The sequence below is a fragment of the Pseudomonas sp. AM4(2022) genome (assembly GCF_036346515.1).
GTDB classification, from domain to species: Bacteria; Pseudomonadota; Gammaproteobacteria; order Pseudomonadales; family Pseudomonadaceae; genus Aquipseudomonas; species Aquipseudomonas paracarnis.
This window is the reverse complement of sequence record NZ_JAOTNW010000017.1, coordinates 13,868-38,723: the sequence shown is the minus strand read 5'-3', so window position 1 is coordinate 38,723 and position 24,856 is coordinate 13,868. Positions and strand designations below refer to the sequence as shown.

The window sequence follows — 24,856 nt, the reverse complement described above, 5'->3', positions numbered from 1 at the left end:
CGCCATATCACATCGCTACGACCATGCGATCAGCCGGATACTGACGCATGAACTCCATACTATCGCTAGTCGAGGCTTTCAACCAATCGCCATAAAGTCCCTTGGGAAGGATAACCACCATGCGCTTTTCATCTTCGGGTTTATGGTAGTTGCGCATGAAAGGATGGTCATCGGCATTGATCGTGAGCATCGTAAAACTGTGCAGGATCCTGTCGGTACCAGGTTCGTGCCACTCCTCCCACAGGCCAGCGATTCCCATCAACTCTCCATCTGACCTAACTATACGCGTGGGTATGGATTTTCCCGTTCGCCAGTCAGGCTCATAAATGGCTGCTGCTGGAATAATGCAGTGGCGGGCCTGACGCCAAGCGGTGCGAAAAGACGGCTTCGCACTCGCGGTCTCTGATCGGCAATTGTAGGTTTTCCGTGCAATTTTGGTGTCTTTGCTCCATGAAGGGACCAGGCCGAACGAACCAGCTAGTACTTCATTCGGCGCCGGCGACTCTGCCTCGAGGTCGACGTGTTCCGCGCTACGGATGAAGGGCCCAATGTAACCTGGCCACAGATTCAGCCTACCCTGTTCATAAGGTTCAACGCCGAAGGTGTCTGCTACCCGCTGCGGCGCCGGTGCTTCGTAATGACTGCACATTTTGAAACTCCCTCTGACGCCTCAATTGGCATTTACCATCCAGAGCTGATCAAGCCTGGTGGTGTAGTTCGGGCTCATCAACTCACGACGCATTGCCCAGGCCGGTGCAGCAGGCACCGCTGCAGCGCGCAGCGTTCCACGGCCCCAATCGGCTGTTGATTTCATCGAGTACGCTCATCACCTTGTCCGCTGCAGCTGGTTGCGTGTGCGCGAACAGGTCGTCAGTGAATTCACCTGGTTGGCGAAGATCCATCAACAAAATCTCAGCCTTGCTGTATCGGAACCCTGGGCGGAACAGGCGTTCCACCGCCTGTGTTGCCGCCTTAGTGATTAAACGCACGTCATTGGTGGGATAGGGAAGCTCCACCAATACACCGTTAGCGTAACGAGCCTCTTCGGGGTTAAACATGCCGGTGCGAATGCTGACGCGGATCTTTTTGCACAGTGAATGCTGGGCTCTAAGTTTTTCCGAAGCCCGTTGCGCATAGGTAGCAACCGCTTCCTTGATTGGCTCAATTGTTTCCAGCCGTATGCCAAACATTCTGCTGCAGCAGATCTCCTGCTTTGCCGGTGCAGCTTCTTCCAGGGCTAAGCACGAGGTGCCGGCGAGTTCGCGCACGGTTTTTTCTAGAACGACGCTGAATTTGCGCCCGAGCAGGACCGGGTCGGCCTTAGCCAGGTCCATTGCAGAGTGGATGCCCAAGGCATGCATGTGCGCCGTCATGCGGCGGCCAATACCCCATACTTCCTCCACTGCGGTGTTACGCAGAGCCCAATCGCGTTTGAAGGGATCGCACAGATCCACCACGCCACCAGTTTGCGCCTGCAGGCGTTTGGCCGTTTGGTTGGCGAGTTTTGCCAGGGTTTTCGTGTGGGCAATGCCCACGCCAACTGGAATACCCGTGTACTTCAGGACCTTGGCTCGTATTTGCCGCCCAAAAGTTGTGAGGTTGCCGGGCATGCCGGTCAGGTCACAAAAAATCTCGTCGATGTAAAGGAAAGATGTCAACCCATGGACATCGGTTTGGATGAATATTTGTCAGGGGTTTAGATCAGGTGTCCGATGTCCATAGACCACACGCATTTTTCACAGAAATGGATCACGTGGTGTCCATGGCAAATACGCGAATTTTGTGGCGCCGGAAGCTAGCGTGACCAAGATGAGCCCGCTCCAATGGTCCAAAGCTCATCCAACCTGGTTGTATAACTGGGGCTCTTAAGCTCTCTCCTCATACCCCAATCAGGTTTTACAGGGACGCTGGCATTCCGCAATGTACCTCGCCTGTTGGCGCTGACGCCGAATTGAACCAGTTGCCGATATGTCACTGACCCAGTCTGATTCCTCGAGAACCATTGCCAACGCTGGATTTCTGCTGCTTGGGGTGGGGCAGTCTTGCGCCAGCACGTGGGTCAGTTCTGTGTTGGCGTCTACACAGTGGGCTACGCTTGTCTTTCCACAGCGGCAATAGCGGGTTTAGAAGGCCACGCCTCCTAATCCACCTGTAGAAACTGATGCAGTTACGCATGTACTCAGAAGCCGTGGCAGGACTGATATGACCAGCATCACGAGCCTTGATAAGCGCCCCACGGTACTGAACAAGACATCGATCAGCCTTTCGAGACGGAAACTCAAACCACTGAAGCCCGCGACTCTCCAAAAACTTCGCGTAGTTCAACAGCCCGTTCAGGTTGCTAGAAACGGTCTTAAGGAGTGCTTCACCATTGGTGACTCTCTCCATAGCCCAGAGATTGGCTTCTCTCCAGGGCAAGCCGTCTTCCCAGAATATTTGTGGTAGTCCTTCGATCACTACACGGGAGCTATTCAGCGAGTAGGTAATCAGGCGGTCTTTGACAGAGAGGTCATGCGGACTGAAGTGAATGTGTTCGACGGTAGGCAAGGGAAATCTCTGTAAGAACAAGCGTCAATGTCCATGGGGACGCCATCTAACTTTGGACGTCCACGGTATGCAACTTATTCTTATCGATGGAGTAGACCTCACTGTCACACACCATCGATTCAATCAGCGTCATGACCCTTTCCGACATTTGGCCGTACAGCGCGTAATTGCTGCTGAACGCCATGATGCCGTGGCGTCGCAACGTGTCCTTGATCTGGAAATAGGGCGCGCCCATTTTGACGAAAGGTTTCGCGTCATAGCTGCGTGCGATGACGCAACCATCGTTGTTACTCAATACCACGATGGGCGTGCTGGCCAGGTCCGGTCGGAAGACACGCTCGCAACTGGCGTAGAAGCTGTTGCAATTCGGCAGGGAATGGCCACCGCCGGCGATGGGACCAAGAAGGGTCGCGCTCATAAACTTGGCCTGAATAGCTACTGTATGGATAGCCAGTTAACTGCGTACTCACTGCGTCGTCAATTTGAGCCGACCAAGTGCCATCTCTAATCCAACCCACACGAATTTGTCGCTCTCAAATACCCAAAGCTTCCAAATTCCTATTTCTTACTGCGCTCAAGACAGCCATCCGGTCTTCTGTACCTGAATCCATATCAGGTACGGTGCCATGCTCCAGATCCTTACCCACCTTAGCGAAACGCGGCGCTGGCTGTTTTCACTGCTACTGTTCTTGTCCACTGCGTCCCACGCGGAGACGTGGGTTATTACAAACCGAGCACATCCAGTATCCGCACCTTCTAGCGCTCGCGTCATCTTCCTGGATGATCAGCAGCGCCTTGAAGAAAAACTTTCCAACCAACTACCCGCCGATCCACGCCAGGCAGAAGCGGCCATTCAACGCTACCTGGTCAGCCCTGCAGGGAAGCATCTGCAAAACGAGCTGGCCCAAGCCCAGCAGGGCGTCACAGACGCCTGGAGCCTGCGAGTCGAAAAACTCCCAGCCGTGGTCGTAGATCGGAGCTACGTCGTGTACGGCGAGCCTGACGTAGCTAAAGCCGTCGCGTTGATTGAACGAGCACGGAGCCTGTCACGATGAGACGCTCACGTTTTGCGATCCGGCCTTTGTCGCTGGCTATCACTTTCAGCCTGTCATTCAGTGCATCGGCTGCGATCAACTCGGCAGCGATTGTTGCCTCGACCCTGTCACCAACCTGCCTGGAATACAAAGTGGTCGGCATCTGCTATTGGCTGCTCTGCACGCCATTCGGATGCAAAGTCAAAACCTCGACCAAGGTTCGTCACTACGTACCGGACGCTGTGGTGTCTGCATATGCAAATACCGGGATGAACCCTTGGATAGAGATGTCACCTCTTGGCACCCCGAATCCGATGGCCCAAGCGGGCAACGACGGCACTACCAATCACGTTGCCGAGAACAACATCATCAAATTCAAGGAAGCCGATGTCATCGGCCATCCAGGTGGTGCGGCGTTGAGTCAGTTTGCCAGCGCCTCGGGCTATGTATGCAAAGGCGCAACCTTACCGCTTGTGCCTTACTTTCTGAGCACCCTTGACCCCATTGCTTGGCGATACGGCGTCCCGGAATCCGTATACCCCGAAGCACTCATTCCGGGCATGCGTGAAGTCGGTAGCCTGCTCTCAGCAAGCAGCTGGGGGAACGTCTACCCGCGTAGCGGCTTCCTTAACCAGACTGACGACTACAAAACGGGCGCAGTTATTGCGCAGCGCGCCGGCGACGTGGTTACCCGCCCAGGCCAGGTCCATGTCTACTTGCCGATGCTCGCCCTTCCCTACCCCGGCTACTGGCCTGCAGGGCCGCTACGCGAAGGTGACGCCTCCACTGGTAAGTGGCAAGAGCTCACCCCAGTCCTCAACCCGACTTGCGCAACCTTTCCCTCCATCGGTCCGAACATCGATGCGCAGGATGGCGGCTACGCCTGGGCACTCTGGCGCCCGTATTCGTGTTGCCAGCGTCGTGGCCAGACTTTCCTCGGCAGTACGGACTTCCAATGAAACAGCGATCGGAGCAAAGCATGAAACTCACTACCTTGGCGATAGGGCTCGCCTGCAGCCTCAGCAGTGCAATAGCGCTCTCTGCTGATCCAATCAACGTCTCATCCTCCGGAAGCGTCATTGGGGACAACGTGCTGTATAGCATTGGCGGCGGCAACGCAGTCACCATGGGGAGCGCAGGCAACATGGATAGTATTTCTGTGGGAGGCGGTTGGAATACCAATCTAATCTGCGGAAACATGAGCCTGAGCACAACCCTTGAAAACCAATTGAATGGTGCAACTTCCGGCTTCAAAAACATCATGAGCTCGGTGGTACAGAGCGCCACCAGCGCCGTGGCTTCGCTGCCGGCACTGATTCTTCAACGTGCGAACCCGGCGCTATACAACCTCATCACCAACGGCATTTTGCAGGCCCGCCTGGACTTCGACCGCTCCAAAGGCACCTGCCGCGCCATTGGCGAAAAGATGGCGGATATCGCCGGCAACCAAATGGGCTGGGGCAAGCTTGCTGAAGGTCAGGCTATGAGTCAGGCGCTAACATCCAACACGGACGCAGTATCGGCGGTGGAACAAGTCGAAAAGAAAGGTGGTAACGATGGCGTCACTTGGGTTGGTGGTGATAGAGCAGGTGGTTCCGGTCAGAAGCCAATTCGTATCGTAGGCGACGTCACCAAGGCGGGCTACAACCTCCTGAACAAGCGCGCGGCCGGCGACACCGCATCCATCAGCAAAGCGAACTGCAACAACGGCATGGTATGCAATGTCTGGTCATCGCCCCAGGAAGCCACCACCTTTGCCAATCGTGTCCTAGGGGAACAACAACAGCAGACCTGTGACAGTTGCCCTAAAACGGTGACAGCCGCAGGCGTCGGCCTCACGCCGCTGATCCAGGAAACGTACGACACCAAGCTGAAGGCCCTGCAGGAACTACTGAGCGGAAGCAAAACGCTGTCGCTAGAAAACCTTGAAGCAGCGAGCAGCAACTCGTTACCCATCACCCGAGGCGTTGTAGCAGCACTCAAGGATGAGCGCGACCAAGACGTACTCGCTCGCCGGCTTGCCTCCGAAGTCGCGTTGTCCGATGTGTTGGAGAAAGCTCTGACCCTGCAGCGCACCTTGATGGCAGGCAGTCGGGAACCGAACGTTGCGGCTAATGACCTCGCCGTCCAGGCAGTCGGCCAGCAGAGTTCCTCGCTGCAACAGGAGATCGGCAACCTCAAAATGGAACTGGACATGCGTCAGCAGCTCGCGAAGAACTCGCCTCTGACCATCATTGAACGCAGCAAAGCACGGGCAGAAGACTCTCGTGGTGTGTCCTCGGGAGCACCAGAAACGGATCGATTAGACCAGTTGCAGTCACCCGCCCAGAATAAACAGTGAGAAAGGCCATGACCGATATGCCGGAGCCTGTCACCGCCCCCAACCGCTCGCTGGTTAGACGAACCGGGAGGAGCATTCTGCTTGTTCTGGGTGTTTTGCTCGCGACTACCGCCCTCGTAGTACTACTCAGCGCTGCCTTGATGAACATGTTCGACAGCGCTGAGCAATGGCAAGCCTGGCGTACCGACCACTACTGGCCGCTCTTTACGTGGCGCCTGATACTTTATATCGCACTGGCCGTTGCCTGGTTCAAATTCAAGGCTCGATTATCGAACTCAGAACGCTCGAAACGGCGCAAAGGCCTGTTGAAGATCGAGGTGATGGTGGTCCTATTATTTCTGATGGTTGAACTGAGCAAGGTGCTGTATCAGGCAGGGGGTGTTCTGTGACGCTCTACACCAATGACTATTTGGAGTACTACCTGACGTTGGTCGGTTGGATCATCAACAATGGTATCTGGGCGATGATTTCAGATACCGGTCTATTCGCCCTCCCCTTCTGCATCATCGTTATTCGAGAGTGGCTGAAAGTCCGTGGTGAGGGGGCCGATGAGGGCAACAAAGGCGTTCTCTCACTGGCACGTATCGAGACCAATATCTACGTTGGGTACATCGTAGTCGCATTCTTCGCTGTACCAGCCGTCAATGTGAGTTTTGATACCTTGGCATTTGACCAGAGTAGAGCTCAGCAATGTCAATACAACTTACCTAAACCCACAGACACAGGCTGGAACACTACATTCAGCTCACTGGCAGGAAAGAGTGCCCAGATGCCCATGTGGTGGGCATTAATGCACGCTTTATCAAAGGGATTAACCAGTGGCGCTGTAGCAGCAATTCCCTGCGGAACTGATCTACGGCAAGTACGCATGGAAGTTAGCAACACCAAGATCAACAACCCGCTATTGGCTCAGGAAATTGGCGACTTCACGCATGATTGCTACGGTCCCTCCCGTGCCAGATTATTCATGCGCCAACCCGAATTGGGAGCGCAAGGGAATGACCCTCGTTTTGCAAAAGAACTCAGCTGGATTGGTTCGCACTATTTATTGAACACCTCGGGGTATTACGACACGGACTACTCCAAAACTCCAAGGGCCTCATGGCCCTATAGCGCATCTCGCGATGTGGGTTTACCACAAGTGAGTGGAGGTGGAGGCTATCCAACTTGCAAACAATGGTGGTCGGATAGCGGAGTGGGACTGCGGGATCGTATCAAGGCTCAAGTGTCGCCGGACCTCATGACCAAAATGCTCGGCTGGGCAAAGTGGCTATCCCCGGAAGATGTGACTGACTCGCTTGTTCGGCAACTGGTCTCGCCGTCGAACCAGGTGAAAGGGGATGTTTATACGGATTACGGGGGGCAAATCAACGGAACCGTTTGGAATGGAGCAGCCCGGGCAGCGGGGACTCTTGGAGTTGCATTAGGATCTATGGCCTATTTCCCAGCGATGGACATGGTTCGCCAAGCGCTACCGATGGTCATGGCTTTTTTGAAAATGGCGATGGTGATCTGCATTCCGTTGGTATTAATCGTCGGAGCTTACCAACTTCAAGTTGCTATGACCTTGACCGTAACTTTTTTTGCCCTGATCTTCGTAGACTTCTGGTTTCAACTAGCAAGATGGGTAGACAGCACAATACTCGATGCATTGTATGGAGCAGGATCCCCATATCTTTCATTTGATCCTGTAATGGGATTGAACACTGCCACTCAGGATGCAATTTTAAACTTCGTGATGGGAGCAATGTTCATTATTCTGCCAGTGTTTTGGATGGGCGCCCTAGGTTGGGCGGGAGTTAAGGCAGGCTCAGTACTGGGCGGGCTACAAACAGGTACAGATGGGGTTCAAAAAGCTGGCTCCCAAGGGGGTGGACTAGCGAAACAGGCCCTGGGTGACATTTCAAGCAAAAAAACTTAGAAGATTGGTCAAGTTAGTGAGGATGTGTTAGCGGCATCCTCAACTATTCATCATCAGAGTCAATCCGTGCACCGTTCGAATATTGACCATAACCAGATAGGCCGTATCGAAAGCCATCTTCCGACTCAACGGCCCCAGGCTGACCTTCTAGGACAGAAAAATCCCCTTTCACGATTGCTAGCAATATCAGTACTGTGGCCAGGACACCCATGAATACACTGGCAATCCAATGAAACATCCCCGCTGAAAAATACAACAGCACCAACGCCACCGCCAAACGCTTGACACAACGCAACATGCGGCTCTGACTGCACCAAACGAGGCGCGCAACCTGACCCAGGCCATAGCCTAAGCGACTTGCTACTCCCTGAGAGGTCTGCGTGGTCATGGTGCGTCTCCTTCTAACCCCATCTAGGGGCGATATGACATTACTTATAATACCGTTTTTTCTCTGCCGCAAGGTCATGAGACAAACGGCCGTTACCGTTGGCACCTAGCGCCGTCCCATTATCGCTGCAGAAATGGCCCAAAAGGTAAAGGGTTCTGTAGAAGCGAATGGAATGGTTCACAAGGGTAAAAGCCTTACCCGAAAGGGCCGCTTTCAGCGGGAAAAGGTCCCATCAAATCAACGCATCTCCCGCGTCGAATACATTTCAACTAACTCGTCTTCTGTAAAATTACTAAGCAAAGAAAAGTATTCAGCTCTGGACTCAACCGTCAACGGTTGGATAGAACCTAAATTAATAAGAGTTTAAACTGCCTGGTCAGGAGTCATTTCGCTAGTGAGTGGAGCTCTCTGCCCAGAGTAATAAACCTTGTCTGACGCAATAGCTACGTCCAGCAAGTTTCGTACTTCACCATAACGAGGGGGACGCGCAGCGGTTAAAAAAACCCCATCAAAAACGACCAAGACGCTGTCAACGTGAGGAATAATATATTTAGCTAAGGCGACAACCAAAGGAAGGTTGTTGTCCCACCTTGCTTCTTCATCGTCAAGATCATTCCCTACGCTAGCAAAAAGAATGATCTCGTCACACTTATTGTCACGTATCAAATCACAAAGTGCCCAAACATTATCAGAGGTTGATTTCGTAGCGTAGCGAAGTGAAACCATCAATTTTTTCCTCACATGGTCGATCTGCGGCACCGTGCCCTTAGACCGAAACGACGATAATTCTGCATTCCTTTCTCCGTCACCACCATAGAAAGATGGCTCTTCGCCAAAAGAAATACCCGAGACCACCAGTGATCCTTTCCCCTTGCTCGCCCCCCTTTGATAGGAGAAAAGCCTGCCCCATGAATCTTTTACGGAGCAGGCGATGTTCTCTATTTTCCGCCGCAAAAAAGCGCTACCCGCCCAAAGCCCCTCCCCTAACGGCTTTATACAGCCGGTCTCTAGCCAAGCACTGCTGGCATCGCCACGCCGTCAAAAACTACTGGAGAACATTTGGCAGCGCGCATCGTTATCTCGCTCACAGTTTGTCGAGCTGTATCGGCGTCCACTTGAGCGCTACGCGGAGTTGGTCCAGCAGCTCCCTGCTTCGCAAAACCACCATCATGCACACCCTGGAGGCATGCTGGATCACGGGCTTGAAATCGTCGCCTATGCCTTGAAAATTCGACAGAGCTATCTGCTACCTATAGGCGCACCGCCGGAGTCTCAATCAGCACAGGCTGAGGCCTGGACTGCCGCCGCGGCTTATGGCGCTCTGATACACGACCTGGGCAAGATCGCCGTCGACGTGCACGTCGAGCTGGTAGGAGGTAAAACCTGGCACCCCTGGCACGGTCCAATCGATCGTCCCTATCGATTCCGCTACGTGAAAGGACGCAACTACCAACTTCACGGAGCCGCTGCCGCACTGATCTACGCGCAGATACTCTCCTCAGAAATCTTGGATTGGCTCAGTAATTTCCCTGAAGTGTGGTCGCAGTTAATCTTCATTTTGGCTGGTCAGTACGAACATGCCGGCATTTTGGGCGAGATCGTGGTCAAGGCCGATCAGGCGTCCGTCGCACAGGAACTCGGTGGAAATCCAGCCCGCGCGCTATCCGCGCCCAAACAGTCTTTGCAGCGTCAATTGGCAGATGGGTTGCGTCACCTGGTCCGAGATACATTCAAACTGAATCAACCCGATGGACCGTCAGATGGTTGGCTGACACAGGATGCTCTTTGGCTGGTTAGCAAGCCAATTGCTGATCAATTGCGAGCCTATTTGCTGACCCAAGGCGTTGAAGGCGTACCCAGTTCGAATGCGCCTTTCTTCAACATGCTGCAAGATCAGGGGGTAATCCAAACCAATGCCCAAGACAAGGCAATCTGGAAAGCTACGATAGACAATGGTCGTGGCTGGCGAAACACTTTCACCCTGCTGAAGCTCTCACCGGCACTGATCTGGAATGATCCAAATGATCGGCCCACAGCTTACGCTGGGACCCTTGAGGTGGAAGCTGGCAACCCGGCAGAAGACTCTCCAGCTGAAAATAACGTCGCCACACCGGCAAAAAAGTTGCCTACGGACATTCAATCCAGCCCTGTGCCGGCGCCTTTAGCACCGGCACAGCCATCACCGTTCGAACTCCCGCAGCATTCCTCGAGCAGTAGCGAGGAATTTGACGAGCTACTGGCGCTCCTTGATAACATCAATGAGCTATCAGAAGACACCAAAAACAAAGAGGTCTCAGCGGCACATACCGCGCCTCCGAAACTGGATGACATCCAGCCTTCCCAAACCTCCAATCAAGGAGGTGCGCCTCTAGCAATAATCGAAGAAGTCACCCCGATGCCTAGCAATAACACCGAGATCGGTCAGGGATTTGTTGAATGGCTTAAGAAAGGCATCGCATCCCGGACCATTATTATCAACGATACCAAAGCGCTGGTTCACACCGTAGCAGGGACCGCTATGCTGGTAACGCCTGGAATATTCAAGCGCTACGTCCTTGAGTTCCCCCACATCGAACAGCAGGCCAAAGTACAGCAAGTCAGCGCCTGGCAGCTGGTTCAGCGCAGTTTCGAGAAACAAAAACTTCATCGAAAAACGCATAAGAGTCTGAATATTTGGACCTGCGACGTTGTTGGACCTCGAAAATCCAAGCAGCTCAAGGGGTACCTACTTCTAGACCCGCGAACAATCTTCTCTGAGGTCCCCTTCGACAATATCAGCCTGTCCTTGAAGTCAGAAGTAACGGAGCCGCCACAATGACGACGCCCTCGAATCTGACGGAGGAATACATCTTTGCCCATGATCTACGACCTGCCAGTGCAAAGATCTATCGTGCCTCGACCAAAGCACTACTTAAGCATTTCCGAACGGCCTCAGTTGAGGAGATAGATCATCGTGCGGTTCTGGCATGGCGAAAAAAAGTCCTTGAGAATGGATTATCCAAACGCAGCTGGAACACCTATTCAAATCACCTTCGAACTGTTTGGGGATACGCCATAGAACACGGCCTGATGACCCATACCTCGATCAACCCATTCAAGAAAACCAGCGTTATCCCACCAAAGCGAGCCAGCAAGACAATCAATGGAGACGCTATCCAACGAGCACGCAACTGGCTCACATCCCTTGTAGGCCAAGAACGTTGTACGCATGAACGCAGCCAGATAACACCAGCATGGTTCTGGCTCAGCGTTTTCGAGATGTTTTATTACACAGGCATACGCCTGAATGCCCTGCTGTGCCTGCGCTACAAAGATATCGACTGGGACAGCCAGATGATCTTGGTCCGCGGTGAAACAGAGAAGACCCATCGGGAGTTTTTCCTCCCCATTATGGAAGGACTCGCTCCACACTTATCCAGGATCCTGGGGGAGGCCGAGAAAATTGGTTTTTCACCAGACGATCAGCTGTTCAACGTCAACAGATTCTCTCGTCACTTCCATGGCAAGGAAATGAACATCGACCAGGTGGAGTCAATGTACGGCAAGCTCACCGATAAGATCGGCGTGCGCATGACCCCTCACCGCTTCAGGCACACATTAGCAACAGACCTGATGAAGCAGCCTGAGCGAAACATTCATCTCACGAAAAGCCTGCTGAATCACTCGAATCTAGCGACAACGATGAATTACATTGAGGCGGACTACGACCATATGCGTGCTGTTCTGCATGAGCGAAGCCTGGCTCAGGGCGCTCTAAGCCGAGTGAGACGGGTTGATCCAAGTGGCACACCCTCTACCCCCTTACCCGCCAAGATAGGTGTGCATTCACAGGAAACCGCTCAACCAGAGCCCAAGAAGTTGCCAGCTCCACAACAACCTACCAGCACAGAGGTCAGTATTGATCGGCCGACCAAGTCGACTGGCCGAGGCGCGCTACAGAGGGCTCTCGAGCTCGCATCTGCGCAACTGCATCGCGAGTCAATGACATGCTCTATGGACCCACCAGTAGATCAAGTAGCGCAGAGTCTACTATTGACGCTAATGGCGAGCGGGCTTGGTGCCGGCACATTCAGGAAACGCACCTCAACTGAGCATTCAATGCGAAGCTCATCATTTTCTCGAGCATCGCCCTAGTACGCTCATAAGCAAAGCGCACTGCCTGTAGCGAATTCTGGTTGGCCAGAGGCTTTCGCTTGCCCGGAGTAAAGCGCTATGTCGAAATTCGGCTTTTTTCAGACGAACGGTACGACTTTGCTCAATGACACAAAAAAAGGCGCCATAAAGGCGCCTTTTTTCATTGAATATGGTCGGGGTAGGGGGATTCGAACTCCCGACATCCTGCTCCCAAAGCAGGCGCGCTACCGGACTGCGCTATACCCCGGAATGCACATCGCAAAACCGATGCACATTGACATCATGACGAACCGAAACTACTGTTCGCCTCAGACGGCTGCATGTCTACGGCGATATCTAAGTGCTGTAACACTTTCCAAAACCGTAAAACCGCCTCTATCAGAGCTAATACCTCTGATTCTAAGATTTGATTCCAGCGCTAACTGGTCTCAAAAATGGTGGGTCGTGTGGGATTCGAACCTACGACCAATTGGTTAAAAGCCAACTGCTCTACCAACTGAGCTAACGACCCAAATATGGTCGGGGTAGGGGGATTCGAACTCCCGACATCCTGCTCCCAAAGCAGGCGCGCTACCGGACTGCGCTATACCCCGGTTTGAAATTGGCTCCGTGACCAGGACTCGAACCTGGGACCCAATGATTAACAGTCATTTGCTCTACCGACTGAGCTATCACGGAACTACATATTTCAAAGTTACTGCTGTGTTGCTTCCTCTTCGACCCTGTCCGTATCGCTACGTTAGCGTCTCTGAGGCGCGCTATTCTACAATCTTAAAAACCCCTGTCAACCCTTTAAATTGCTTTTAAGACAATGATTTGCGCTTCTTTCTGATTTCTTCTTGGGGAGAAGAAACCCGTGGGCTGACGTTGCTGCGGGGCGCACTTTACAAGCCTTTGCCTTACAGTTCAACGCCCTATCGAAAAAAAAGGCCCCGCAATGCGGGGCCTTCTCTGGCTGCGCCAAGCACAGGCCTTAATGGAAGACGATTTCGTCGTCTTTCACCGTCGCCGTGACGCGGGTGCCAGGCATAAAGCTGCCCGACAGAATCAGCTGCGCCAGTGGGTTCTCGATCCAGCGCTGGATCGCACGTTTGAGTGGCCGTGCGCCATATACTGGGTCGTAACCGACCGCGATCAGCTTGTCCAACGCTTCGCTGCTCAGCTCCAGGTCCAACTCGCGCTCAGCCAGACGGCTACGCAGGCGGCCCAACTGGATTTCGGTAATGCCCGCGATCTGATCCCGCGCCAGAGGCTCGAAGATCACCACTTCGTCGACCCGGTTGATGAATTCCGGACGGAAGTGCGTGGTCAACGCGTCCATCACCGCCGCACGCTGGGCTTCACGATCACCCACCAATTCCTGGATCTGTGCCGACCCCAGATTGGAAGTCATCACGATCACCGTATTGCGGAAGTCCACCGTGCGCCCGTGGCTGTCCGTCAAGCGACCATCTTCCAGCACCTGCAGCAAGATGTTGAACACATCCGGATGCGCCTTCTCGACCTCATCCAGCAGGATCACCGAGTAAGGCTTGCGCCGCACGGCTTCGGTCAGATAACCGCCCTCTTCGTAACCCACATAGCCTGGTGGCGCACCGATCAGACGAGCCACCGAGTGTTTCTCCATGAATTCGGACATATCGATCCGCACCATGGCCTCTTCAGTATCAAAGAGGAACTCGGCCAGGGCCTTGCACAACTCGGTCTTACCCACGCCGGTTGGGCCGAGGAACATGAACGAGCCACTTGGACGGTTCGGGTCAGATAAGCCTGCACGCGAACGCCGTACCGCGTTGGACACCGCCACCACTGCCTCTTCCTGGCCGATGACGCGCTGATGCAATAGGCTTTCCATCTTAAGCAACTTGTCGCGCTCGCCTTCGAGCATCTTCGACACGGGAATACCGGTCCACTTGGAGACCACTTCGGCAATTTCTTCCTCGGTCACCTTGCTGCGCAGCAACTGGTTCTCAGGCTTGCCATGCTGGTCGACCATCTGCAGGCTGCGCTCCAGGTCCGGGATCACCCCGTACTGCAACTCGGCCATGCGGTTCAGGTCACCTTTACGGCGCGCCGCTTCCAGTTCCTGGCGGGACTGCTCGATCTTTTGCTGGATCTGCGCCGAGCCCTGTACTTCGGCTTTTTCCGAGGTCCAGATTTCTTCGAGGTCCGAATACTCGCGTTCCAGGCGGACAATTTCTTCCTGAAGTTTTTCCAGGCGTTTCTTGGCCGCTTCGTCTTCTTCTTTCTTCAGCGCCTGGGATTCGACTTTCAGTTGAATCAGGCGGCGATCCAGGCGATCCAGCACTTCCGGCTTGGAGTCGATCTCCATACGGATGCGGCTGGCCGCTTCGTCGATCAGGTCGATAGCCTTGTCCGGCAACTGGCGATCGGTGATATAGCGGTGGCTCAACTTGGCCGCCGCAATGATCGCACCGTCGGTGATCGCCACCTTATGGTGGACCTCATAGCGCTCTTTCAGGCCACGCAGGATCGCGATGGTGTCTTCTTCGCTCGGCTCTTCCACCAGTACTTTCTGGAAGCGACGCTCAAGGGCTGCGTCCTTCTCGATGTACTGACGGTATTCGTTAAGCGTGGTCGCACCGACGCAGTGCAACTCACCCCGCGCCAAGGCGGGCTTGAGCATATTGCCGGCGTCCATGGAGCCTTCGCCCTTACCGGCGCCAACCATGGTGTGCAATTCGTCGATGAACAGAATGATCTGTCCTTCCTGCTTCGACAATTCGTTAAGCAGAGATTTGAGGCGCTCTTCGAACTCACCCCGGAACTTGGCACCGGCAATCAGCGAGCCCATATCCAAAGACAGCAGGCGCTTGCCTTTGAGACCGTCCGGCACCTCACCATTAATGATGCGCTGGGCCAGGCCCTCGGCAATCGCGGTTTTACCCACGCCAGGTTCACCGATCAACACCGGGTTGTTCTTGGTGCGACGTTGCAACACCTGGATGGTGCGACGGATTTCGTCGTCACGGCCGATCACCGGGTCGAGCTTGCCTTCTTCGGCACGCTTGGTCAGGTCGACGGTGTATTTGTCCAGGGCCTGGCGCGACTCCTCGTGGTTGGGGTCGTTGACCGCTTCGCCGCCACGCAGGTTGTTGATGGCGTTTTCCAGGGCTTTCTTGCTCACGCCCTGGCCCAGCAACAATTTGCCGAGTTTGCTGTTGTCGTCCATGGCGGCGAGCAGCACCAGTTCGCTGGAGATGAACTGGTCACCTTTCTGCTGGGCCAGGCGGTCAGCCTGGTTGAGCAGGCGCGCCAGATCCTGGGACATATTCACGTCGCCGGTGGGATTCTGGATTTTCGGCAGTTGGTCGAGCTCTTTGCTCAACTCCTTGCGCAGGCTATTAACGTCAAAGCCCACCTGCATCAGCAAGGGTTTGATAGAACCACCTTGCTGTTCCAGGAGCGCCTGCATCAAGTGCGCAGGCTCAATGGCCGGATGGTCGAGGCCCACCGCCAAGGATTGAGAGTCGGACAAGGCCAACTGTAATTTGCTGGTTAAACGATCAATACGCATTAGTCACCTTCCTTTTGAGCAGGCCGGAGCTATGAACAAACACATCCTGAATGAAGAAACCTGCCAGATACCCTTATAGATGGGGTGAATTCTGGGCGTTTCAAGCGGCGCACGGTTGATACAGGTCAGGACAGTCTAGCGTTCAAGCCAGATAAGGGAGGCGAATCGGCCCGTACGCGGGCTGCGGCGATAAGAAAAGAAACGCGGGTCGGTCACAGTGCACAAACCGCCACCATACACAGCGCTAACACCGCGCGCTGCCAGACGCAGGCGCGCCAGCTGGTAGATGTCGGCCATGAATTTGCCGGGGTTGCGGCCGGGAACAAAGGCTTCAGCAGTGGCCGGCAGTTGCTGCATGAACGCTTCACGCACTTGCGGGCCGACCTCAAAGGCTTGTGGGCCAATGGCAGGGCCGAGCCAGACCAGAACGTCTTCGGGTGCGGTATCCAGGCTTTCGAACGCGGCCTCCAGCACGCCGGCCGCCAAACCACGCCAACCGGCATGGGCTGCGGCAACCCGGGTGCCCGCCCGATTACAGAACAGCGCCGGCAGGCAATCGGCTGTCATAGACGTGCAGGCGATACCAGCGGTGCCGGTCCAACTGCCGTCAGCCTCGACAGTAAGGCCCGGATCGGCCTCAACCACGTGAGTACCATGGACTTGGCGCAACCAGGCAGGCTGGATATCGAAGGCGTCACTCAGCCGACGGCGATTTTCAAGGACCGCCTCAAGGCTGTCCTCGACATGATCGCCCAGGTTGAGGCTGTCGAACGGCGCCAGGCTGACGCCGCCCGCACGGGTGGTAACACAGGCTTTTACCCGAGCCGGCGCGGGCCAGTCAGGTATCAGCCAGTCACTCATCCGACAAACGCCTCGCGATCCTGCTTGAGCAGCGACAGCAGCCAGACCAGATCGTCCGGCAGGGGCGATTCCCAGCTCATACGCTTACCGCTCGTCGGATGATCCAGTTCCAGGAAGCGTGCATGCAGTGCCTGGCGCGGGAACGTCTTGAGCGACTCAACCATGGTCTGGCTGGCCGCTGGCGGAATACGGAAGCGGCCACCGTAGGCAGGATCGCCGACCAACGGGAAGTTGATATGCGCCATGTGCACGCGAATCTGGTGGGTACGCCCGGTTTCCAGCTTGACCCGCACATGGGTGTGGGAGCGGAAACGTTCCAGCACACGGTAGTGGCTGACGGCCTGCTTGCCACCTTCCATCACCGCCATACGCTGGCGCTGCTGGCCGTGACGGCCAATGGGTGCGTTGATCTTGCCACCGGCTACAACGACGCCGATCACAATGCACTCATAGATGCGGCTGACGCTGCGGCTCTGCAATTGCGTAACCAGTTGCGTCTGCGCCTGAATGGTCTTGGCTACCACCATAAGGCCGGTGGTGTCCTTGTCCAGACGGTGCACGATGCCGCAGCGCGGCACATTGATGATGTCCGGCACGTGGTGCAACAGGGCATTGAGCAAGGTGCCATCAGCGTGCCCGGCGGCCGGGTGAACCACCAGGCCCGCGGGTTTGTTGATGACCAGGATGTCGTCGTCTTCATAGACGATATCCAGCTCGATGTCCTGGGCAACCCATTCTCCCTGGGCTTCCTGCTCGGCAGTCAGCTCAAGAATCGCACCGCCATGGACTATGTCTCGCGGGCGGATAACCGCTCCATCCACAGTCAGGCGGCCGTCTTTGATCCAGGCGGAAAGGCGCGAGCGCGAGTGCTCAGCGAATAATTGTGCGGCGACTTGATCGAGGCGTTGGCCGCCCAATTCGGACGGCACCTCTGCGCGAAGTTCAATTTTATCGGACATGCTCAGACTAGGCGTGGCGTAGCCTTTGGTTTCGGCTGCGCGCTTGTGGTTAAATACGGCGTCTTTTGCCCCGAGGCTTTCAACGGGGCGCTCATCATAACAGGACGGCCCCGCCCAAGACAGCGGCCGTCATAGGGACGCAAGCCGCCATGCAAGTGAAACACCTGCTGCTGATCGCCATCCTCGCCATGACTGCTGCTTGCTCGTCAACAAAGGACGTCGTCGACGAAAACCTGAGCGAAGTCGAGCTGTACCAGCAAGCTCAGACAGACTTGGACAATAATAGCTTCACCAGCGCCACAGCGAAGCTGAAGGCATTGGAGTCGCGTTACCCGTTCGGCCGCTATGCCGACCAGGCCCAGCTTGAGCTGATCTACGCCAACTACAAGAACGCCGAGCCGGAAGCTGCCAAGTCCGCTGCCGAGCGTTTCATCCGCCTGCACCCGCAGCACCCGAACGTGGACTACGCCTACTACATGAAGGGCCTGACCTCGTTCGACCAGGATGTTGGCCTGCTGGCGCGCTTCCTGCCGCTGGACATGACCAAGCGCGACCCGGGCGCTGCCCGCGACTCCTATAACGAGTTCGCCCAGCTGACCAGCCGCTACCCAAACAGCCGCTACGCGCCGGACGCCAAGCAGCGCATGATCTACCTGCGCAACCTGCTGGCTTCGTACGAGATCCACGTGGCCCACTACTACCTGACCCGTCAGGCTTATGTGGCCGCCGCCAACCGTGGCCGCTATGTGGTGGAAAACTTCCAGGAAACCCCGTCCGTGGGTGACGGCCTGGCCGTGATGACCGAGGCTTACCAGCGTCTGCACCTGGACACCCTGGCGACTACCAGCCTGGAAACCCTGAAGCTCAACTACCCTGACCACCCTAGCCTGAAAGACGGCCAGTTCGTGCCTCAGGTTGACGAAGCGGACAACCGTTCGTGGCTGAGCAAGTACACCCTGGGCCTGATCGAGTCCCGTCCACCGCTGCCGCCGGGTGAAACTCGCGCCAACCAGGACGTGATCAAGCAGTACCAGGACGCCAAGGACGCCATTCCTTCGGAGCTCAAGCCGCACGACGAGAACGGCGATGTGATCGAAGAAGAAGAGCCGCAGGCCCTGGGCAACAACCAGGACCGCTCGTGGTTCAGCTACATGACCTTTGGTGTGTTCGACTGATTGTTCGACGCAACGCGAAAGGGAGCTCTGAAGGAGCTCCCTTTTTTATGAGCGAGTATTTATTGCCCTGTGCGCCCGTGTTCACCTTGGCTAAACTGGCGCATTCCTTGTCGAGAAACTGCCCATCATGCTTCGTCTACTGTTCTGGATTGCCGTCATTGCTGTCGCGGTATGGTTCTGGCGCAAATTCAAAAACCCTGCCGCTCGCCAGCAACGGCCTGCCGAGCCGGATGCGGCCCTGATGGTGCGTTGCGCCCACTGTGGCGTGCACCTGCCGCAGGACCGCGCACTGAGTTCACGCCAGGAATGGTACTGCACCCAGGCGCACCTGGAACAAGGGCCAAAGTCTATCCAGCGTTGAGGCGACCTGCGGGGGCGTAAGGCACTGGATCGATGATCGGAACCCGCGCCAGCAGCAAGTCGGTGAACAACTGGCAAGAGGCTGGTGCGAGTACCAGACCATTGCGGTAATGCCCGCAATTGAGCCACAACCCCTTGAACCCAGGGACCTCACCGATAAACGGTATACCTTCGGGTGAGCCAGGCCGCAAACCGGCCCAATGCCCGACCACCTCGGCGTCCGCCAAGGCGGGAATCAGCTCCACCGCAGACGCCTTGAGGCTTTCCTGCGCGGTGTCGGTTGGTGTCTTGTCGAATCCTTCATGCTCCAACGTGCTGCCGATCAGGATGTGCCCATCCCGCCGCGGGATCGCATAACGCCCCTTGGCCAGGACCATGCTGGATAAAAAGTCGGACGCGCATTTGTACAGGATCATTTGGCCTTTGACCGGCTCCACGGGTAGCCCCAGGCCCAGCGTACCCAACAATTGTCCGCTCCAGGCGCCGGCCGCGAGCACCACCTGATCCCCCAAAACCTGGCCCGTAGCGGTATTCACACCCACCACCCTGCCATCGCCGAGCACAAAGCCCGACACATCGCATTGCTCGCGAATCGTCACGTTCGGCAACACCAGCAGGGCCGCCTTCAGTGATTTGACCAGGCGCGGGTTGCGTACGTTGGCCACATCGGCCATGTAGATCGCCTGGGAATAGCCGCCCCCCAGCACCGGTACCGCGTCATGGGCCGCCGATACGTCCACCTTGCTCAACGGTCGCCCTTCACGGGCAGCCCAAGCCAGTGCTTGCGCTTCGTCATCCAGGTCGAGCCAATACAACCCCGTGGTATGTACCTCTGGATCGACGCCGGTCGCAGCAAACAGCCGTTGCGCCAGTTGCGGATAAAAATCCTGGGACCAATGGGCCAAGGCAGTGACCGCCTGGCTATAGCGCCACGGGTACAACGGCGAGACAATCCCACCGCCCGCCCAGGAAGACTCTTGCCCAAGCCCACCGCGCTCCAGCAGTGTGACCGCCTGGCCCTCACTGGCGAGGTTGTACGCCGTCAACAGCCCGATTACTCCGCCGCCGACAATCACCACTTGCTGTTGCTTAGCCATCATTTGATCCAGCCGATAAAGAGGGAAAGGCGCGCCCGGCGCCCATTCTTCAAGCACGCTCATCCTTGCCCCCAGCAGACCTTGGGCGACATTTCAGGCCCCGCTCCCGGGTTGCCGCGCATACCGGTGCTGGTCAAGCTGAATGCTGCGCAAGCGTCGTTCGCCATGACCGAGTCCGTAGCGGGTGTGGCGAGCAGGTCAAAATCCTGAGGGTTGAGGACGGCACTGATTCTATAATGATCATTACCCGCGCTGACGTCGCCTGCATCAATAAAAGTGCCGTTCCTCGTATAAGAACGCTCCAGGTGCTGGGCCTGTTCGCTCAACAACGCGACGATCTGCGCCCGATACACCTTCTTCACCTGGCCGAGGTACCCGGGATACGCAATCCCAACCAGCAACGCGATGATCGCCACGACCATCAGTAGCTCAATCAGGGTAAAACCCTGGCTCTCCTTGCCCATTCGATTGCTCCTTATTGAAGTTGCCGCCATAAGACCCGTCGAAACTTGACGCGGCCGCCCTCCTCTACCCGTGCATAGACCGTCTCCAGCACCGTGCGCGATTGCCCCGCGAGACCGACCGAAGTGACCCGAAAAAGCGTGGCTGGAGAACGGGGCGGCAAGTGAGCCAGCCCTTCACCCTCCCCAAGGGACTGAATGCCATAAAACCCATTCTTCGAGGCAAGCCAGGTGACCGCCGAGACAGGGTTCGTCCCGGCCGCCGTCAAGGAAGACGCTTCAGCAGGCGGCGCACAGCGGATGATCGAGTGACAGACAGGCATCGCCTGGCCAACCCTCTGCACGGCCGACTCTCCCAACCTCAGGCCGCTTTCGGCAGATTGAAACGATTGATTGCGATGCCACAGGCTGCTCGCGACTTTTTGCTGGGAGACCGCAGCCTGTATCGATGACAGTCCCAGCTGCGACAGCACCAACAGGAACACCAGACTGATCAGCAGCACCATCCCGGTCTGCTCTACTCGAATGCCACCATGCTTGGTCATTGCGCCTACCCCAGCCGATTTCGCAGTGCTGCCACGACACTGTAGGTCTGGTCCTTCACCCGCCCAGCGGGGTCTTGAAGGGTCATGAGGATGCGCACGCTGCGTATCAGCGACTCATCGGCCGGATGGCTGTCATAGCGCACCACAACCGTTGATGCCGAGGTGGCCGCCATGCCGAAGCTGACGTCGAATGCCCGCACGTTATCCATCAATACTGCCCTGGCCGGTGCTGCCGGGGTACTGATCTTCAACTGGCCCGATTCGTAGGTGTAGGTAAGTTGGCGTATGCCAAAGCGAAGCTGGCCAGGTTCGACAACGGGTGGTGTGCCGGCATAAGCCCTGGCCGCCCCCTTGCAGTCGGACAACACTGTCCAGTCCGGCTTGCCGACGCCATCGCCGACATTCGCGGTCACCAGCGTCAGTGACTTCGCACTCCCCGCCGCTTCCCAGCTTATCGGCCGATCAAAGGCAGCCGGAGCATTGTCGATAGCGGCCACGGCCAAACAGCCCAGCATGCCTGCCTGGCGAATATCCTGGGTGATCTTGCTCAGCACAAACCGCGCATCATCCTGCAGCACCATGGCAGCCTGCTGGCTGGCATGGGTCAACCGTGAGCTGATCAGTATCTGGCTCGCCCCAAGTATCAGGACCAACCCGATGGCGAGCGCCAGCAACACTTCCACCAGGCTGAAACCTCGCGCAAGGCGCTTCATTGCGACACTCCCTGTTCATTGCTGATGCGGCTGGTCAGGGTGAAGGTTTCCCGCGCCCCTGGACGATTTGCTGCCCGGGCATCCGCCCAACTGATGCTGATGGTGACCTCTTGCCCGTTCACCACCACTGAACCTTTGGCATCCTCGCCGGCAAAACCCATGATATTGGCCTCGAAATCGTGCAGGTCCAGGTCACGCACGCTGGCGGCGGCAGTGTTGGGTGGCGCCAACTCCGCCCTGCCCCACGTGTAATCGGCGCCAGCATTGGTGCGAATGCGGTCGAGCATGTCGTAGGCAATAAAGCTGGCTTGGCTAGTCATCCTGGCGCTGTTGGTGTACTTGAGCGCGTTGAGTTGCAGCACCGCAGCGCCCATCAGGCCGATCGCCAAAATCAACAGCGCTACCAGCACCTCGACCAGCGTCATGCCGGATTGGCGCGAGTGCGCAACGCGCAGGAATCGGTTCGGGCAGGCAGGCATTTCCGTCGTCATCCATGTCGAAGGCCGGAGAAAAAAGCAGGCAAGACCTGCTGTGCGATCCAAGACTAGCGCCGGTTTTCGAGCGGCGCTGCTCCCGGAACAAAGGGAAATACTTTGGACATAAAGGCCATCATCCGGCGTCAAGGACCAAGCGCTATACCTAGAAAACCCACTCGTGCCCAAGGAGGGAACGCACATGAAACAACGAGGATTTACCCTGATTGAAATGCTGCTGGGCCTGATCGTCACCAGTTTTCTCGCACAACTGGCCGTACCTGGTTTCAAGGGTTTACTTGAATCACAGCAACGACAAAGCGCGGCCCAATCACTCGCCTCCGGGCTGCGTTACGCACGCACCGAAGCCATCGCACGCAACCGGGCGGTGGTCATTCATGCAAAGGGCGAGGACTGGAGCCTGGGATGGCGCGTGATACTGGATGTGAGTGGACGCGGCCACCTGGATGACGACAATCCAGTATTGCTGGAGCGCGAGGACAATGGGCGCGTGCCGGTGGCTGGTAATGGCCCGGTTACGAGCCACGTGCGCTTCAGCGGCTTGGGGGAGCCGGTGTTCGCCGGTGGGGGATTTCGTGCCGGCACCGTGCATGTGTGTGACAACGAGCAGGCACAGAGCCTGTATCAGATCGTGCTGGCCCCCAGCGGGCGCGTCAGCCTGCGCAGTGACAAGACCGAACAGGCGTTATGCCGAGGCTATTCCAGCACCCTGGCCGTCAGAGCAGCGAGCGGACCCGCAGCTCCTTGGGCATGGAGAACGTGATGTTTTCTTCACGGCCCGCCAACTCATCGGCGCCGGTGGCGCCCCAGGCTTGCAACTGTTGGATCACACCGCGCACCAGTACTTCCGGAGCGGAGGCGCCCGCCGTGATGCCGATACGCTCGACACCGTCGAACCAGCTGCGCTGCATGTCTTCGGCGCCGTCGATCAGGTACGCCGGTGTAGCCATGCGCTCGGCCAGCTCGCGCAAGCGGTTGGAGTTGGAACTGTTAGGGCTGCCGACCACCAGCACTACATCGCATTCGTCCGCCAGTTGCTTGACCGCATCCTGGCGGTTTTGCGTGGCATAGCAGATGTCATCCTTGCGGGGGCCGCCAATAGCAGGAAATCGCGTGCGCAGGGCATCGATAACGCGACTGGTATCGTCCATGGACAAGGTAGTCTGGGTGACGAAAGCCAGGCGATCGGGATTGTGCACTTGCAAGTTGGCAACGTCCTTTTCGTCTTCCACCAGGTAGATGGCGCCGCCGTTGCTGGCATCGTACTGGCCCATGGTGCCTTCGACTTCCGGGTGACCGGCATGGCCGATCAGGATGCATTCGCGACCGTCGCGGCTATAACGCGCCACTTCAATGTGCACCTTGGTCACCAGCGGGCAGGTGGCATCGAACACTTTAAGGCCACGGCCGGCCGCTTCGGTACGCACGGCCTGTGACACGCCATGGGCACTGAAGATGACGATAACGTCGTCGGGTACCTGGTCGAGTTCTTCGACAAAGATCGCACCGCGTGCGCGCAGGTCTTCGACCACGAACTTGTTATGCACGACTTCGTGGCGCACATAAATCGGCGGCCCGAAGACTTCCAGGGCGCGGTTGACGATTTCGATCGCCCGGTCCACACCAGCGCAGAAGCCACGGGGGTTGGCGAGTTTGATTTGCATGCTGTGCCTCGTGCCTTGCAGCCACTTGGGTCAGGTTTGACGCTGACCGTATGAGCAATGGGATCAAAGGTGGGAGCGGGCTTGCTCGCGAATGCGGTGGGTCAGCCTAATAACTCGGTGGCTGACACTGCGCATTCGCGAGCAAGCCCGCTCCCACATTTTAGACCGTGTACGGTCAGTTACAGCGCTTTGACGCCGATAATCTCGACGTCAAAGGTCAGCGTCTTGCCAGCCAACGGATGGTTGAAATCGATGGTCACTTGCGCATCATCGAAGGCTTTAACCACACCAGGCAATTCGGTATTCGCCGCATCATTGAAGATCACCAGCAAGCCTTCCGACAGGTCCATGCCTTCGAATTGCGAACGTGGAATGATCTGCACGTTTTGCGGGTTGGGTTGGCCGAAGGCGTTTTCCGGCAGGATCTGCAGGTTGCGCTTGTCGCCCGCCTTGAACCCGAACAACGCCGCTTCAAAACCGGGCAGCAGGTTACCGTCGCCAACCTTGAAGGTCGCCGGGGCTTTGTCGAAGGTGCTGTCGACCGTGTCGCCATTTTCCAGGCGCAATGCGAAATGCAAAGTGACTTCCGTGTTCTGGCCGATGCGTTGTTCAGCCAATACCTGA

The 24,856-nt window shown here is 56.5% G+C and carries 23 protein-coding genes, 4 tRNA genes and 4 pseudogenes; 10 read left to right on the top strand and 21 right to left on the bottom strand.

Going from position 1 to position 24,856, the window contains the following annotated elements; all coding sequences use genetic code 11:
* Positions 1–7: 7 nt before the first annotated feature.
* The 5 genes and pseudogenes from ODQ19_RS21065 to ODQ19_RS21045 all read right to left on the bottom strand — a co-directional run.
* A complete protein-coding gene (locus ODQ19_RS21065; protein WP_198718536.1) occupies positions 8–649 on the bottom strand; it encodes an SOS response-associated peptidase in 642 nt (213 codons plus the stop codon).
* 21 nt (positions 650–670) lie between these two features.
* Positions 671–1,640: pseudogene (locus tag ODQ19_RS21060) on the bottom strand (DUF4113 domain-containing protein); the annotation flags it as partial.
* A 155-nt stretch (positions 1,641–1,795) separates the two neighbouring features.
* Positions 1,796–1,930: pseudogene (locus tag ODQ19_RS21055) on the bottom strand (DUF4113 domain-containing protein); the annotation flags it as partial.
* Positions 1,931–2,091: 161 nt separating this feature from the next.
* Positions 2,092–2,568: pseudogene (locus ODQ19_RS21050) on the bottom strand (site-specific integrase); the annotation flags it as partial.
* A gap of 58 nt (positions 2,569–2,626) precedes the next feature.
* Positions 2,627–2,965, bottom strand: a pseudogene (locus tag ODQ19_RS21045) (Y-family DNA polymerase); the annotation flags it as partial.
* A gap of 208 nt (positions 2,966–3,173) precedes the next feature.
* Between ODQ19_RS21045 and ODQ19_RS21040 the strand changes: the two are divergent.
* From ODQ19_RS21040 to ODQ19_RS21020, 5 genes are read left to right on the top strand one after another with little or no spacing between them, the layout of a single operon-like run.
* The gene (locus ODQ19_RS21040) at positions 3,174–3,602 is read left to right on the top strand and encodes a TIGR03757 family integrating conjugative element protein (protein WP_169850827.1); all 429 of its coding nucleotides are present in this window, start codon (positions 3,174–3,176) and stop codon (positions 3,600–3,602) included.
* Entirely contained in the window at positions 3,599–4,540 is a 942-nt protein-coding gene (locus ODQ19_RS21035) for a TIGR03756 family integrating conjugative element protein (RefSeq protein ID WP_169850828.1), read from the top strand. The genes ODQ19_RS21040 and ODQ19_RS21035 overlap by 4 nt, the downstream gene beginning before the upstream one ends.
* Entirely contained in the window at positions 4,537–5,922 is a 1,386-nt protein-coding gene (locus ODQ19_RS21030) for an integrating conjugative element protein (RefSeq protein WP_371321885.1), read from the top strand. Before ODQ19_RS21035 ends, ODQ19_RS21030 begins: the two co-directional genes overlap by 4 nt.
* An 8-nt stretch (positions 5,923–5,930) precedes the next feature.
* A complete protein-coding gene (locus ODQ19_RS21025; RefSeq protein WP_169850829.1) occupies positions 5,931–6,311 on the top strand; it encodes a hypothetical protein in 381 nt (126 codons plus the stop codon).
* Positions 6,308–7,843, top strand: a complete 1,536-nt coding sequence (locus tag ODQ19_RS21020) for a conjugal transfer protein TraG N-terminal domain-containing protein (RefSeq protein WP_162524920.1) — start codon at positions 6,308–6,310, stop codon at positions 7,841–7,843. Before ODQ19_RS21025 ends, ODQ19_RS21020 begins: the two co-directional genes overlap by 4 nt.
* A gap of 43 nt (positions 7,844–7,886) precedes the next feature.
* Here the strand turns inward: ODQ19_RS21020 and ODQ19_RS21015 are convergent, their stop codons facing one another.
* Both ODQ19_RS21015 and ODQ19_RS21010 read right to left on the bottom strand, forming a co-directional pair.
* Positions 7,887–8,231: a hypothetical protein gene (locus ODQ19_RS21015; protein ID WP_169850830.1), complete on the bottom strand. Its 345-nt coding sequence runs from the start codon at positions 8,229–8,231 to the stop codon at positions 7,887–7,889.
* Between the two features lie 363 nt (positions 8,232–8,594).
* Complete coding sequence (locus ODQ19_RS21010) at positions 8,595–9,086, bottom strand: hypothetical protein (protein ID WP_198718514.1); 492 nt, start codon at positions 9,084–9,086, stop codon at positions 8,595–8,597.
* A gap of 76 nt (positions 9,087–9,162) precedes the next feature.
* Here ODQ19_RS21010 and mobH point away from each other — a divergent pair, with 76 nt between their 5' ends.
* Both mobH and ODQ19_RS21000 read left to right on the top strand, forming a co-directional pair.
* Positions 9,163–11,049, top strand: a complete 1,887-nt coding sequence (gene mobH, locus ODQ19_RS21005; protein WP_169850800.1) for a MobH family relaxase — start codon at positions 9,163–9,165, stop codon at positions 11,047–11,049.
* Positions 11,046–12,365 carry a site-specific integrase gene (locus ODQ19_RS21000; RefSeq protein ID WP_169850801.1) on the top strand — a complete coding sequence of 440 codons (1,320 nt, stop codon included), beginning with the start codon at positions 11,046–11,048 and terminating at the stop codon, positions 12,363–12,365. Before mobH ends, ODQ19_RS21000 begins: the two co-directional genes overlap by 4 nt.
* 170 nt (positions 12,366–12,535) lie before the next feature.
* Here the strand turns inward: ODQ19_RS21000 and ODQ19_RS20995 are convergent.
* The 7 genes from ODQ19_RS20995 to rluD all read right to left on the bottom strand — a co-directional run bounded on the left by ODQ19_RS20995 (position 12,536) and on the right by rluD (position 17,723).
* Positions 12,536–12,612 (bottom strand) — tRNA-Pro (locus tag ODQ19_RS20995).
* Positions 12,613–12,800: 188 nt separating this feature from the next.
* Positions 12,801–12,876: transfer RNA gene (locus ODQ19_RS20990), tRNA-Lys, on the bottom strand.
* A 5-nt stretch (positions 12,877–12,881) separates the two neighbouring features.
* Positions 12,882–12,958, bottom strand: a tRNA-Pro gene (locus ODQ19_RS20985).
* Positions 12,959–12,967: 9 nt separating this feature from the next.
* Positions 12,968–13,043 (bottom strand) — tRNA-Asn (locus tag ODQ19_RS20980).
* A 295-nt stretch (positions 13,044–13,338) separates the two neighbouring features.
* Entirely contained in the window at positions 13,339–15,903 is a 2,565-nt protein-coding gene (gene clpB / locus ODQ19_RS20975) for an ATP-dependent chaperone ClpB (protein WP_014716867.1), read from the bottom strand.
* A 135-nt stretch (positions 15,904–16,038) separates the two neighbouring features.
* On the bottom strand, positions 16,039–16,764 hold the full coding sequence (gene pgeF, locus ODQ19_RS20970) for a peptidoglycan editing factor PgeF (protein WP_330211135.1): 726 nt from the start codon (positions 16,762–16,764) through the stop codon (positions 16,039–16,041).
* Positions 16,761–17,723: a 23S rRNA pseudouridine(1911/1915/1917) synthase RluD gene (gene rluD / locus ODQ19_RS20965; protein WP_003188422.1), complete on the bottom strand. Its 963-nt coding sequence runs from the start codon at positions 17,721–17,723 to the stop codon at positions 16,761–16,763. Before rluD ends, pgeF begins: the two co-directional genes overlap by 4 nt.
* Positions 17,724–17,872: 149 nt before the next feature.
* Between rluD and ODQ19_RS20960 the strand changes: the two genes are divergently transcribed.
* Both ODQ19_RS20960 and ODQ19_RS20955 read left to right on the top strand, forming a co-directional pair.
* Positions 17,873–18,898 carry an outer membrane protein assembly factor BamD gene (locus tag ODQ19_RS20960; protein ID WP_094774497.1) on the top strand — a complete coding sequence of 342 codons (1,026 nt, stop codon included), beginning with the start codon at positions 17,873–17,875 and terminating at the stop codon, positions 18,896–18,898.
* A gap of 127 nt (positions 18,899–19,025) precedes the next feature.
* Positions 19,026–19,259 (top strand): PP0621 family protein, encoded by a 234-nt coding sequence (locus ODQ19_RS20955; RefSeq protein WP_330211134.1) that lies wholly within the window; start codon positions 19,026–19,028, stop codon positions 19,257–19,259.
* Here the strand turns inward: ODQ19_RS20955 and thiO are convergent.
* From thiO to pilV, 5 genes are read right to left on the bottom strand one after another with little or no spacing between them, the layout of a single operon-like run.
* Positions 19,246–20,355 (bottom strand): glycine oxidase ThiO, encoded by a 1,110-nt coding sequence (thiO, locus tag ODQ19_RS20950; protein ID WP_330211133.1) that lies wholly within the window; start codon positions 20,353–20,355, stop codon positions 19,246–19,248. The genes ODQ19_RS20955 and thiO overlap by 14 nt on opposite strands.
* Before the next feature lie 59 nt (positions 20,356–20,414).
* Positions 20,415–20,819: a type IV pilin protein gene (locus ODQ19_RS20945; protein ID WP_330211132.1), complete on the bottom strand. Its 405-nt coding sequence runs from the start codon at positions 20,817–20,819 to the stop codon at positions 20,415–20,417.
* Positions 20,820–20,830: 11 nt separating this feature from the next.
* Positions 20,831–21,361 (bottom strand): pilus assembly PilX family protein, encoded by a 531-nt coding sequence (locus ODQ19_RS20940; RefSeq protein ID WP_330211131.1) that lies wholly within the window; start codon positions 21,359–21,361, stop codon positions 20,831–20,833.
* A 5-nt stretch (positions 21,362–21,366) separates the two neighbouring features.
* The gene (locus ODQ19_RS20935; protein ID WP_330211130.1) at positions 21,367–22,074 is read right to left on the bottom strand and encodes a PilW family protein; all 708 of its coding nucleotides are present in this window, start codon (positions 22,072–22,074) and stop codon (positions 21,367–21,369) included.
* On the bottom strand, positions 22,071–22,553 hold the full coding sequence (gene pilV / locus ODQ19_RS20930; RefSeq protein WP_330211129.1) for a type IV pilus modification protein PilV: 483 nt from the start codon (positions 22,551–22,553) through the stop codon (positions 22,071–22,073). Before pilV ends, ODQ19_RS20935 begins: the two co-directional genes overlap by 4 nt.
* Positions 22,554–22,749: 196 nt before the next feature.
* Between pilV and ODQ19_RS20925 the strand changes: the two genes are divergently transcribed.
* Complete coding sequence (locus tag ODQ19_RS20925) at positions 22,750–23,331, top strand: GspH/FimT family pseudopilin (protein ID WP_330211128.1); 582 nt, start codon at positions 22,750–22,752, stop codon at positions 23,329–23,331.
* Here the strand turns inward: ODQ19_RS20925 and ispH are convergent.
* Both ispH and ODQ19_RS20915 read right to left on the bottom strand, forming a co-directional pair.
* Positions 23,285–24,232, bottom strand: a complete 948-nt coding sequence (ispH, locus tag ODQ19_RS20920; protein WP_003188409.1) for a 4-hydroxy-3-methylbut-2-enyl diphosphate reductase — start codon at positions 24,230–24,232, stop codon at positions 23,285–23,287. The genes ODQ19_RS20925 and ispH overlap by 47 nt on opposite strands.
* Before the next feature lie 179 nt (positions 24,233–24,411).
* Positions 24,412–24,849 (bottom strand): FKBP-type peptidyl-prolyl cis-trans isomerase, encoded by a 438-nt coding sequence (locus tag ODQ19_RS20915; RefSeq protein ID WP_171905470.1) that lies wholly within the window; start codon positions 24,847–24,849, stop codon positions 24,412–24,414.
* Between the last annotated feature and the right edge of the window lie 7 nt (positions 24,850–24,856).